The 12,193-nt window shown below is 71.4% G+C and carries 7 protein-coding genes; 4 read left to right on the top strand and 3 right to left on the bottom strand.

What is annotated here, in order from left to right; all coding sequences use genetic code 11:
- The first annotated feature begins 129 nt into the window (after positions 1-129).
- The 4 genes from ACFYZ3_RS17815 to ACFYZ3_RS17800 all read left to right on the top strand — a co-directional run bounded on the left by ACFYZ3_RS17815 (position 130) and on the right by ACFYZ3_RS17800 (position 8,213).
- Positions 130-3,936, top strand: a complete 3,807-nt coding sequence (locus tag ACFYZ3_RS17815; RefSeq protein WP_388518236.1) for a GH92 family glycosyl hydrolase — start codon at positions 130-132, stop codon at positions 3,934-3,936.
- Between the two features lie 159 nt (positions 3,937-4,095).
- Complete coding sequence (locus tag ACFYZ3_RS17810; protein ID WP_388518233.1) at positions 4,096-4,626, top strand: hypothetical protein; 531 nt, start codon at positions 4,096-4,098, stop codon at positions 4,624-4,626.
- Between the two features lie 4 nt (positions 4,627-4,630).
- Entirely contained in the window at positions 4,631-6,595 is a 1,965-nt protein-coding gene (locus ACFYZ3_RS17805; RefSeq protein WP_388518230.1) for an alpha-glucuronidase, read from the top strand.
- Positions 6,596-6,656: 61 nt separating this feature from the next.
- Positions 6,657-8,213: an oxidoreductase gene (locus tag ACFYZ3_RS17800; RefSeq protein WP_388518227.1), complete on the top strand. Its 1,557-nt coding sequence runs from the start codon at positions 6,657-6,659 to the stop codon at positions 8,211-8,213.
- 32 nt (positions 8,214-8,245) lie between these two features.
- On the opposite strand, the gene ACFYZ3_RS17795 is transcribed toward ACFYZ3_RS17800, so the two are convergent.
- The 3 genes from ACFYZ3_RS17795 to ACFYZ3_RS17785 are packed head-to-tail and all read right to left on the bottom strand — an operon-like array spanning position 8,246 to position 12,185.
- The gene (locus ACFYZ3_RS17795; protein ID WP_388518225.1) at positions 8,246-8,929 is read right to left on the bottom strand and encodes a hypothetical protein; all 684 of its coding nucleotides are present in this window, start codon (positions 8,927-8,929) and stop codon (positions 8,246-8,248) included.
- Positions 8,926-10,539, bottom strand: coding sequence for a xylan 1,4-beta-xylosidase (locus ACFYZ3_RS17790; protein ID WP_388518222.1), 1,614 nt, complete (start codon positions 10,537-10,539; stop codon positions 8,926-8,928). Before ACFYZ3_RS17790 ends, ACFYZ3_RS17795 begins: the two co-directional genes overlap by 4 nt.
- Positions 10,536-12,185, bottom strand: a complete 1,650-nt coding sequence (locus ACFYZ3_RS17785; RefSeq protein WP_388518220.1) for an extracellular solute-binding protein — start codon at positions 12,183-12,185, stop codon at positions 10,536-10,538. Before ACFYZ3_RS17785 ends, ACFYZ3_RS17790 begins: the two co-directional genes overlap by 4 nt.
- Positions 12,186-12,193: the final 8 nt, after the last annotated feature.

Here is a 12,193-nt window from a genome sequence, read left to right as displayed (position 1 = left end):
AGGAATCCCTGCCATAAGCCCCGAACGCCACATCCAACACCCTTGACATCACATGCCACTTGACCCCTACTGGTCCTTGCGCAGTTGATTTGACAACGTTGTCCCACGCGCAGGGAGGGTGGCCAGGACATGCAGTACAGAGTTCGGCACAGATGGGGTCCGGCGGTCGTCATGACGACCGCCTTCGCCTTGGCGGTGGGTTCCCAGGGGGCGGCGGTCGCACTGCCGGGCGCGCCCGCCAAGGCCGACCGGGAGTTCGCGTCGTCCTTCGAGGCCGACGACCCGGCTCCGGACTGGACCGACACCGTGGAGACCGGCGCGGACGGCGGCAAGCGGGCCTCCGGTGTGGACGGCGGGTACAGCACCGGCATACCCGGCAACGTCACCGAGAACGTCACCGGCGTGCGCGCGAGCGCCGAGAACACGGGCGGCCGGGAGGTGAAGGAGAACCTCGTCGACAACGAGCCGGCCACCAAGTGGCTCACCTTCGCGCCGACCGGCTGGGTCGAGTTCGACCTCGACGCGCCGACGAAGATCGCCAAGTACGCGCTCACCTCGGCCAACGACCACGACGAACGCGACCCGCTGGACTGGACGCTGAAGGGCTCGGCGGACGGCGAGACCTGGCAGACGCTGGACACCCGCGCCGGGGAGCACTTCGGCGAGCGGTTCCAGACCAAGACCTACGAACTCGCCGAGACCGCCGAGTTCCAGCACTTCCGGCTGGAGATCACCAAGAACAACGGGGCCGGTGACGCGCTCCAGCTCGCCGACGTGCAGCTGGCCACCAGCGACACCGAGGTCCCCACGCCCGAGGACATGCTCTCCTTCGTCGACGAGGGCCCGGTGGGCTCGCCGACCGCGAAGGCGAACGCCGGGTTCACCGGCAAGCACGCGCTGCGCTACGCGGGCCGGCACACCGCGGACGGCCGGGGCTACTCGTACAACAAGGTCTTCGACGTGAACGTCAAGGTCGACCGGCGCAGCGAGTTGTCGTACAAGATCTTCCCGTCGATGGCCGACGGCGACCTCGACTACGACGCCACGAACGTCTCGGTCGACCTCGCCTTCACCGACGGCACCTACCTGAGCGAGCTCAAGGCCACCGACCAGCACGGGTTCCCGCTGACGCCGCGCGGTCAGGGCGACGCCAAGATCCTCTACGTGAACCAGTGGAACAGCGTGCAGTCCGGGATCGGTTCGGTCGCGGCCGGCAAGACCGTCGACCGGATCCTGATCGCCTACGACTCCCCCAAGGGCCCGGCGAAGTTCCGCGGCTGGCTGGACGACGTGGAGATCGAGCGGGCCAAGCCCGAGCGTCCCAAGGCCCACCTGTCCGACTACGCGCTCACCACCCGCGGCACCAACTCCAGCGGCAGCTTCTCGCGGGGCAACAACTTCCCCGCGACCGCCGTGCCGCACGGCTTCAACTTCTGGACGCCGGTGACCAACGCCGGTTCGCTCAGCTGGATCTACGAGTACGCCAGCGGCAACAACGACGACAACCTGCCCACGGTGCAGGCGTTCTCCGCGAGCCACGAGCCGAGCCCCTGGATGGGCGACCGGCAGACCTTCCAGGTGATGCCCTCGGCCGCCTCCGGCACCCCGGACACCGGCCGGGACGCCCGCGAACTGGCCTTCCGGCACGAGAACGAGACGGCCAGGCCGTACTACTACGGCGTGCGGTTCGAGAACGGCGTCAAGGCAGAGATGACGCCGACCGACCACGCGGCGATGATGCGCTTCACCTACCCCGGTGACGACGCGAGCGTGATCTTCGACAACGTCGAGGACAACGCCGGTCTGACCCTGGACAAGGAGAACGGCACCTTCACCGGCTACTCGGACGTCAAGTCCGGCGGCTCCGCCGGTGCCACCCGCCTCTTCGTCTACGGCGAGTTCGACAGCAAGGTCACCGGCGGCGACTCCAGCGGCGTCAAGGGCCACCTGCGCTTCGACGCGGGCCGGGACCACGCCGTGACGCTGCGCATCGCCACCTCGCTGATCAGCGTCGACCAGGCGAAGGACAACCTGCGCCAGGAGATCCCGAAGCGCGCCTCCTTCGACAAGGTCAAGCGCGACGCCCAGAAGCAGTGGGACAAGATCCTCGGCAAGGTCGAGGTCGAGGGCGCCACGCAGGACCAGCTGACCACGCTGTACTCCGGCCTCTACCGGCTGTACCTGTACCCGAACGCGGGCCACGAGAAGGTCGACGGGACGTACAAGTACGCCTCCCCGTTCTCCAAGGCGGTCAAGGAGAACACGCCGACCGAGACCGGCGCCAAGATCGTGGACGGCAAGGTCTACGTCAACAACGGCTTCTGGGACACGTACCGGACCGCCTGGCCCGCGTACTCCTTCCTCACCCCGTCCCAGGCCGGTGAGCTGGTCGACGGCTTCGTGCAGCAGTACAAGGACGGCGGCTGGACCTCTCGCTGGTCCTCCCCCGGCTACGCGGACCTGATGACCGGCACCTCCTCCGACGTGGCGTTCGCCGACGCCTACGTCAAGGGCGTCGACTTCGACGCGAAGGCGGCGTACGACGCGGCGGTCAAGAACGCCACCGTGGTACCGCCGTCCTCGGGCGTGGGCCGCAAGGGCATGGCGACCTCGCCGTTCCTCGGCTACGCCGGTACCGAGACGCACGAGGGCCTGTCGTGGTCGCTGGAGGGCTACCTCAACGACTACGGCATCGCGAAGATGGGCGAGAAGCTCTACAAGGAGACCGGCGAGAAGCGGTACAAGGACGAGTCCGCGTACTTCCTCAACCGCGCCCAGGACTACGTCAACCTCTTCGACGCGAAGGCCGGCTTCTTCCAGGGCAAGGACGTCAAGGGCAACTGGCGCGTGGACTCCGAGAAGTACGACCCGCGGGTGTGGGGCTACGACTACACGGAGACCAACGGCTGGGGCTACGCCTTCACCGCCCCGCAGGACAGCCGGGGCCTGGCCAACCTGTACGGCGGCCGGGACGGCCTCGGCGACAAGCTCGACGAGTACCTCTCCACCCCGGAGACGGCCTCCCCGGACCTGAAGGGCTCCTACGGCGGCGTCATCCACGAGATGGTCGAGGCGCGCGACGTCCGCATGGGCATGTACGGGCACTCCAACCAGGTCGCCCACCACGCCCTGTACATGTACGACGCGGCCGGGCAGCCGTACAAGACGCAGAAGAACATCCGCGAGGTGCTCCAGCGGCTGTACACCGGCAGCGACATCGGGCAGGGCTACCACGGCGACGAGGACAACGGCGAGCAGTCGGCCTGGTTCCTCTTCTCCTCGCTCGGCTTCTACCCCCTGGTGATGGGCAGCGGCGAGTACGCCATCGGGTCCCCGCTGTTCAAGAAGGCCACGGTGCACCTGGAGAACGGCCGCGAGCTGGTCGTCAAGGCGCCGAAGAACAGCACCAAGAACGTCTACGTGCAGGGCCTGAAGGTCAACGGCAAGCGCTGGAACTCCACTTCGCTCCCGCACTCGCTGATCGCGAAGGGCGGCGTCCTGGAGTTCGACATGGGCGCGAAGCCCTCCTCGTGGGGCACGGGCGACAACGCGGCGCCGCCGTCGATCACCAAGGACGACGAGGTGCCGACCCCGCGCACCGACGCCGTCACGGGCCAGGGCCCGCTGTTCGACAACACCTCGGCGACGGACGCGAGCGTGACCTCGGTGGACCTGCCCGTGTCCGGCGAGGGCGCCAAGGCGGTCCAGTACACGCTCACCTCGTCGGCGGACCGCACCAAGGCCCCGACCGGCTGGAAGCTCCAGGGCTCGGCCGACGGCACCACCTGGAAGACGCTGGACGAGCGCTCCGGCGAGTCCTTCGCCTGGGACCGGCAGACGCGCGCGTTCTCGGTGAAGTCGCCGGGCTCGTACGCCAAGTACCGCCTGGTTCTGGACGGCGCGCACACGCTGGCGGAGGTGGAACTGCTGGCGTAGGCGACCCGCACCACTGACGGACGGGCGGCGGGTTCCGGCTCCGGCCGGAACCCGCCGCTGTCCTGTGCCGCCCCATTCCCCTGCGCCGGCGCATGCACCAAAATGACCGGGCGCCGTCGGCGGCCGCCGGGGCGCGTCACGCATCGTCAGGGGGAACACATGCGGACTTCCATCGGCACACGCGTCACCGGACTGGTCGCGGGCGCACTGCTGACGGCGGGGGCCCTGTTCGCGACCGCCGCCCCGGCCCAGGCCTACGACCCGGACCCCAGCGTCTCCACGTACTACCGCGACACCGACACCTGCCCGTGCAGCGGCGGCACGCTCGGCGACCCGTTCGACGGCACCTACTTCGCGCACGACGCGGGCGGCACGGCCGTCAAGATGGAGCTGAACGACGCGGGCTGGTTCATCGGCAAGGTCGAGTTCCACCCCGACGGCGAGAAGCTCTGGGTGTACGACACCAAGAACGACGGCGACGGGTTCTACGTGGCCGTCGGCTACTCGTCCGGCGGTTCCTACCACGACCTGGGCACCTTCTCGGCGCCGGGCACCTCTGCCACCGTGGACACGACGGTCAAGAACTTCGACATCCCGGACGGCGCGTACGTGGACATCACGGTCTACGACGGCTCCGGCCGGTCCGACTACATCGCTGCGGCGCGCGGCACCGGCGGGGCGGTCGCCTGACGGCATGGACGCCTCCATCGACCCGGCCTGGCTGCCGGACTCCGCCTTCCGTGCGATCGGCACCCGGCGCGTGCGCGTGCCCGGGGCCGGGCCGCTCGTGGACACCGTGCGCGGTGAGGTGGCGGCGGCCTGCGAGCGGTTCGGGGGCGCGCTCGTGGGCGACGGCGCCCCGGCCGAACTCGTGCTGGAGCTGACGGTCGGGGGCGCGGACGGCACCGACTCCGGCGACGAGGGCTTCGAGTACGTCCGGGAGGACGGCCGGACCACCGTCACGGCCTCCGGCGGGCGCGGGCTGCTCTACGGCCTGTTCCACGTCGTGCGGCTCGGCGAGGCGGCGTTCCGGGGCGGACCCGCCCGCGAGGAGCACCGCCCGGCGCTCGCGCTGCGGATGCTGGACCACTGGGACAACGTGGCCGTGCATCCGGTGATGGGCCAGGTCGAGCGGGGCTACGCGGGCGGCTCGCTTTTCTGGGCCGACGGCCGGGCCCGCGACGGCCTGGACCGGGTGCGGGCGTACGGCAGGCTGCTCGCGGCCTGCGGGATCAACGCGGTCTGCGTCAACAACGTCAACGTCCACGAGACCGAGGCGCACCTGCTCACCGACCGGATCGACGAGGTCGCCGCGATCGCGGGCGCGCTCAGGCCCTACGGCGTACGCACGCACCTGTCGGTGAGCTTCGACGCGCCGGTCGGCCTCGGCGCGCTGCCCACCGCCGACCCGCTGGACGCCGGGGTGCGGGACTGGTGGGCCGGGACGACGGCGCGGGTGTACGAGGCGGTCCCCGACTTCGGCGGGTACGTGGTGAAGGCCGACTCGGAGGGCCGGCCCGGCCCGTTCGCGTACGGCCGCACGCACGCGGACGGCGCCAACGTGCTGGCCGCCGCGCTCGCCCCGTACGGCGGCACCGTGCACTGGCGGGCCTTCGTCTACGACCACCGCCAGGACTGGCGGGACCGGTCGACGGACCGTGCCCGGGCCGCGTACGACCACTTCGTGCCGCTGGACGGCGACTTCGCCGCGAACGCGGTGCTCCAGGTCAAGCACGGCCCGATGGACTTCCAGGTGCGCGAGCCGGTGTCGCCGCTGATCGGCGCGATGCCGGGCACCCGGCTCGCGGTGGAGGTGCAGGCCACGCAGGAGTACACGGGGCAGCAGCGGCACGCGTGCTGGCTGGGCCCGATGTGGAGCGAGGTGCTGCGCTTCCGTCCGGACGGCGAGACGGGCGTGGGGCGGCTGGCGGACGGGCTGGTGGCGGTGTCCAACGTGGGCGACGACCCGTTCTGGACCGGCCACCCGCTCGCCCAGGCCAACCTGTACACCTTCGGGCGGCTCGCCTGGGCCCCGGCGGCGGACCCGCGCGCGGTCCTGGACGAGTGGATCGCGCTGACCCATCCGGGAGCCGGGCGGCGCCTGTACGAGGGCCTGCACGCCGTCCTGGACGGCTCCTGGGCCACGTACGAGAAGTACACCGCCCCGCTCGGCGTCGGCTTCATGGTGCAGCCCGGCCACCACTACGGGCCGAGCGTGGACGGCTACGAGTACAGCCCCTGGGGCACCTACCACTTCGCCGACCGCGACGGCGTGGGCGTGGACCGCAGCGCCGCCACCGGCACCGGGTACGCGGCGCAGTACGCCGGTCCCTGGGCGGAGCTGTTCGATTCGCCCAGGACCTGCCCCGACGAACTGCTGCTGTTCTTCCACCACGTGCCCTACGGACATGTGCTGCACAGCGGGAAGACCGTGATCCAGCACATCTACGACACCCACTTCGAGGGCGTCGAGGACGCCGAGGAGGCCCGCGGGGTGTGGGCGTCCCTCGCGGACCTGGTCGAGCCCGCCCGGCACGCCCGGGTGGCGGAGCGGTACGAGGAGCAGGTGCGGTCCGCCCGGGAGTGGCGCGACCAGATCAACAGCTACTTCCTGCGCAAGTCGGGGGTGCCGGACGAGCGGGGGCGGACGATCCACTGACGGCGGGGGCCAGGGCCACGAGCGGCCGATGCCGGTGACGCTCCCTCACTAGGCTGCACGAGTGTTCTCATACGACGAGTTGACCTCGCCGGAGCGCGCGTTGTGGGACGCGTTCCCGCAGGGGCGCCGTGTGGACCTGCGCACGGGCGCGGCCGCGGACGACCGTGTCGCCGAGGGCGGCCGGTGGGGCCCCGGGCGGACGGTCCGGGCCGCCGTGGTCGTGGCGCTCCTGCTGGGCGCGAACGCCGCACAGCCAGGTGCCGTCGCGGGTCTCAGGCTGGCCGGGGCGCGGTTGACCGGACGCCTCGACCTGGCCGGCGCGCAGGTCGCTCACGCCCTCTGGCTCGAGGACTGCTGGTTCGAGGAGTCGGTGGACCTGCTCGGGGCGTCGACACGCACACTGGTGATCACGGGCAGCCGCGTACCGGGCGTCGAAGCCTATTCGGCCGCCGTCGAGGGCACGCTCGACCTGCGGCGCTCCGTGGTGACACGGCTCGCTTCCTCGCCCTTCAACCAGGTGAGCACCGCCCTTTCCCTGAGCGACGCCCGGGTGACCGGCGGACTGCTCCTCGACGGGGCCGGGATCAGCGCGCCCGGGGGGTGGGCCGTGGCGGCCGGCGGCCTGGTCATGGAAGGGGGCCTGACCTGCCGCGGCGGGTTCGTCGTGCGGGGGGAAGTACGGCTGCCGGGGGCGCAGTTGCCGGGCGGACTGTTCATGCAAGGGGCCCGGCTGCTGAGCCCCGGCCCGACCGGGGTGGCTCTCGCCCTGGACAACGCCGTGGGCTCGACGTTCGACTTCTCCGACGGGTTCGTCGCGAACGGGACGGTCCGGCTGCGGGGTGCCCGGGTCTCGGACAACCTGACCTTCGCGGGCGCCGTCCTGAACGGGCCGCGCGACGGCAGCGGCCCGTCCCTGGTCGCCCCCTTGATGCAGGCTGCCGATTTCGGCCTCACCCTCGCCCGGCCCCCGTCCGGCACCGTGGATCTGCGGGGCGCACAGGTGTCCAGCCTCCACGACGGCGAGCACAGCTGGCCGGACGTGGTGGAGCTGGACGGCTTCGTCTACGGCTCCGTCAAGGTGGACGAGGCCGGCGAGCGAAGGGAGGCGCTGGGGCGGCGGGACTCCGTGGCCCACCGGGTGGCCTGGATTCGCCGCAGCCCCGGCTACAACCCCCAGCCCTACGAGCAGTTGGCGAGCTGGTACCGGAAGGCCGGTCACGACGACGACGCCCGCCGCGTCCTCCTGGCCAGACAGCGCCATCGGCGTCGGACGCTGCCCCGGGCCGCGCGCGTCTGGGGCCACCTGCTCGACGCGACCGTCGGCTACGGCTACCGCCCCTGGCTGGCCGGCGTCTGGCTCCTCGCACTGACCTTGCTGGGCACACTGTCCTTCGGCGCTCACTCCCCCGAGTCGGTCAAACAGGGCGAAGGCGCCCCGTTCCAGCCCCTCGTCTACACCCTCGACCTCCTGATCCCCATCGGCGGCCTGGGTCAGCGCACGGCCTGGTACTGGCCGGACGGCGGCCTCCAGTGGCTGGCCTACCTGCTGATCGCCTTCGGCTGGATACTGACGACCGCGGTCGTCGCGGGTGTCACCCGCGTCCTGCAGAAGAACTAACGGCGACACTCGTTGCCCGCCTCACCCGACGGTCAGGCCGTGAACTCCTCCCGCGTCTCGTCGATCACCGGTCGGCTGCTGTACAGCAGGGAGAGCAGCAGGGGTGCGGCCAGCAGGGCCGGCAGGGCCTCGGTCAGCAGGGCGGTCAGGGCGGCGGTCAGGAGCAGCAGGGAGGCGGCGCCGAGGGTGGCGCGGCCGTGCCGGAGCAGGAAGTACGCGGCGAGGCGGGCGGTGTCGCGGGTGCGGAAGGTGAACAGGGAGGTCAGGACGAGGGCGTGCGCGCCCCACAGGAGGGATCCGGCGCCGACCAGCGCGAGGAGCACCGCCCACCAGCCGGGCAGGCCGGTGGCGGCGAAGTGGGTGAGCGTGAAGGCGATGACGGTGAGCCAGGCCAGCAGGGGCGCCCACAGCTTCAGCGCCGGGAGGGCGCCCAGCCGCCAGCCGCGTGCGTAGGCGCGGGCCGGGTGGAGTTCGGTGAGGTCGGCGCTGCGGTGGTGCAGGGCGTACACGGCGGCGGACAGGGCGGGCCCGAGGGGCAGCAGGCACAGGGCGGCCAGGGGGAGGTTGGCGGGGTCGGGGGCGAGCAGGAAGAGAGCGGCGAGGCCGGGTGCCGAGGCGAGGAGCAGCAGGGCCTCGACGGTGAGCAGGGTGTGGATCAGGGCGGCGGCGCGGGAGAGGACGCCGGTGCCGAAGTCGGCGGTGCGCGCGGTGCTCACTCCGGGTCCCGGCCCGGCTCCGGGCCCGTGCCCTGCTCCGGGCCCGTGCCACGCTCCGGGCCCGTGCCACGCTCCGGGTCCCGGCCGAGCAGGCGGCGCTCGTCCCACCAGGTGGGGGTCTCGTCCTCGACGGGGCTCAGTTCGACGAAGGCGACCTCGTGCCGGGCGAGGGTGAGGGGCAGGTCCACGCGGCCGTCCTCGACCGGCAGGCGCCGATGGGTGCGGGCGGGTTCGGCGGCCTCGTGCAGGGCGTCGAGCTGGTGGGGGCGGGGCGAGCGGGGGCTGCCCATGCGGCGCCAGGCGGTGTACGCGTTGCCGTGCTCCTCGTCGACGGTGAGGCGCCGGACGAACGCCTCGCCCCGGCCGCCGCCCGCGTCCTGTGCGCCGACTGGCACGGACAGCCGCAGGGCGTGCGCCTGCGGCCCGGGTGTGGCGCCGGTCGGGTCGACGGGCGCCCAGGCCAGGACGGTGACCCGGCCGTCCCGGTGCCGGGTGACGAGGTGGTCGTCGCCGCGGGTCAGCAGGTCGGGGCCCATCCGGGCGAGGAAGGCGTACAGGTGGAAGGTGGGCTTCCTGATCTGCCGGTGGGTGAGCAGCCCGAAGCCGCCGTGGAAGAGGGCGGTGGGGACGCCGGCCTCCTCGAAGACGTCGCTGAACGTCCAGTACGAGAAGGAGTCGACGAGGTCACCGCCGCCCGCCAGGACCGGGGCGAGGTAGGCGGCGTGGAAGGCGGTGTCGTGCACCGGGTTGTCGGGCCGGTAGGAGGAGTTGAACTCCGTGATGTGCACGGGCACGTCCGCGAGCCGGGTGCCCTTGAGGGTGCGGCGGGGCTCGGCGAACTGGTCGAGCAGCTCGGCGGCCGGGGCGAGCGTCTGGTGCACGCCGAAGGGCACGTGCTGGGCGGGCCCGGAGCTGTAGGCGTGGCGGGAGACGAAGTCGACGGGGACGTCGCGGCGTTCGGTGAAGGCGGCGAACCGCTCCAGCCAGTCGGACCCGGCCCCGGGCGACACCGCCGGGCCGCCCACCCGGAGCCCCGAGTCCACCTCCTTCACGGCGTGCGCGGTGGCCTCGTACAGGCGGTGGTAGGCGTCCTGGTCCGCGTGCTGCCAGAAGTCGGGCAGGTCGGGCTCGTTCCAGACCTCGACGGGCCAGGTGCGCACCTCGTCGAGGCCGTAGCGGTCGACGAGGTGGGCGAGTGTCGCCTGGACGAGCGCGGTCCACTCGGCGAGGTGGCTTGGCGGGGTGACGTTGCCGCGCCACCAGAAGACCGTCTGCTCGCCGCTCGCCAGGCCGCCGGGCATGAAGCCGAGTTCGAGGAAGGGGCGGACTCCAGCGGCCAGCCAGGCGTCGACGACCTGGTCGACGTGGGTGAAGGAGTGGTGGACGTACCGGGTGCCCTGGTGGGTGTAGGGGCGGTGGACGGCCATGCCGTCGCTGAACAGGCCGTGGCCGCGGATGTACCGGAAGCCGATCTCGCGCTGGAGCACGGCGAGGGAGTCCTGGTGGTCGCGGCGCAGGGCGAGGTCGAGGCGGCCGGTGCCGACGCACCTGCGCCAGGCGTCGGGGAAGGCGCCGGCCGGGTCGGCGGGGACGTGGACGCGGGCGGTCACCCCTGCTCCTTCCTGAACCGCTCGTGTGCCTTGTTGTGGACGTCGACCAGCCGGTCCATGTTCTTGGCCTTCAGCTCGGTCAGATAGGCGTCCCACTCCGACATGGGGCGTTTGCCGAGGATGAAGCGGAGGGTGTTCTGCCGGACGTGGTCCTTGAGGGGTGTGTCCCAGAGCGTGGCCTGTTCCTGCTCCACGGACTGGAGCGGGTGGGCCGGGTCGACGGGGAGTTCCTCGCGCCGCGACATGACTTCCTGGAACTTCTTCTCGTCGGGGCTGAAGGCGGAGGAGACCAGTTCCCAGCTGCCGCCGTAGGAGAAGACGCCGTTGTAGAAGCCGTAGTCCTTCTGGAGGTCCTTGGGGGCGTCCGGGGCGGAGCCCATGAGGCTGATGCCGTCGGCGACCCGGTAGCGGCCGCCGGACTCGGTGTAGGTGACGCCCTCGACGCCCCACTTGGTGAACTTCTGGCCCTCGTCGGAGTACCAGAGCCAGTCCACGAACTGCATCAGGGCGACGAAGTCGTCGCGGTCCAGGGCGTCACTGGAGATCATCATGCCGTTCTCCAGGCGGGAGCCGCCGAGCACCACGGGGCCCGCCGGTCCGAGCGGGACGGGGATCATCTCGATCGTCGCGCCCTCGACCTGCCGTTGGAGGTTGTACCGGTAGTTCTGCACCAGCTCCTGCGGGTTGGCGCTGATCGCGAAGGACTTCTCGGAGAGCAGCTTCTTGACCGCCTCGTCGTCGCTCTGGGTGAAGCCCTCGGGGTCCACCAGCTTCTCGTCGACGAGCCCTCGCAGGTACTCGATCATCTGCCGGTAGCCGTCGCTCGCGCCGGTGAAGACGAACTGCCCGGCCTTCGCGTCCCAGCTGGTGTTCAGGTACGACCAGCCGGCCCGGACGCCGTGCGCCTGGCCGATGTAGCCAAGGAGGGCGCCGCCCGGCTCGGGCTGGTTCCAGCGGTCGGAGAAGGGGTGGCTGCCGGGGTACTCCGCCTTGAGCGCCCGGAAGACGTCGGCCGTCTCCTCCAGGGTGGACGGCAGGCTCAGCCCCAGCTCGTCGAGGACGTCGGTGCGCAGTGCGAGGGAGTAGTTGGCCTTGGCCCGCTCGTGCATGCCGGGCAGCAGGTAGTACTTGCCGTCGGACTGGCGCAGGGAGTCGACCTCCGGGGTCAGCTTCCATCTGCGCACCTTGTCGCGGAAGTTGGGCATCAGTTCCACGTGGTCACTGACGGCCACGACGGAGCCCGACGCCACGAACGGGGTCTCCTGTCCTGGGTAGGTCTTGGGCAGGAGCAGCGGGGCGTCGCCCGCGCCGATGAGCAGGCTGCGCTTCTTCTCGTAGTCGCTGAGCGGCACGTCGGTGCGCTCGAAGGTGGCGCCGGTGCGCTTGGTCAGCTCCTTCCAGAGCAGCCAGTCGTCCTTCGGCGGGTAGTTGGGGTTGCTGAGGTGCAGCAGCGAGAAGGTGAGCGGTCCCGCGGCCTTGAACCGCTGGCCGGTCCGGTACTCCTTCATCGCGCCGTCTCGCTTCTTCGACAGGTCCTTGGCGTCCCCGCCGTCGTCGCCGCTGCCGCAGCCGGTGAGCGCGGCGAGGCCGGCGAAGCCCGCGGCGGCCAGGATCTGCCGCCGGGAAAGGTGTGCTGCGTTCTTCACGGTTGCTC

The sequence above is a fragment of the Streptomyces sp. NPDC001599 genome (assembly GCF_042893535.1).
Lineage (GTDB): Bacteria > Actinomycetota > Actinomycetes > Streptomycetales > Streptomycetaceae > Streptomyces.
The sequence above is the reverse complement of the archived record's forward strand: the minus strand, read 5'-3'. Positions and strand labels throughout refer to the sequence as shown.

Bases quoted from the DNA above. Each gene is read 5' to 3' on its own strand.
- ACFYZ3_RS17810 (WP_388518233.1), top strand. From the start codon at position 4,096: ATGCGGACTTCCATCGGCACACGCGTCACCGGACTGGTCGCGGGCGCA.
- ACFYZ3_RS17815 (WP_388518236.1), top strand. From the start codon at position 130: ATGCAGTACAGAGTTCGGCACAGATGGGGTCCGGCGGTCGTCATGACG.
- ACFYZ3_RS17805 (WP_388518230.1), top strand. From the start codon at position 4,631: ATGGACGCCTCCATCGACCCGGCCTGGCTGCCGGACTCCGCCTTCCGT.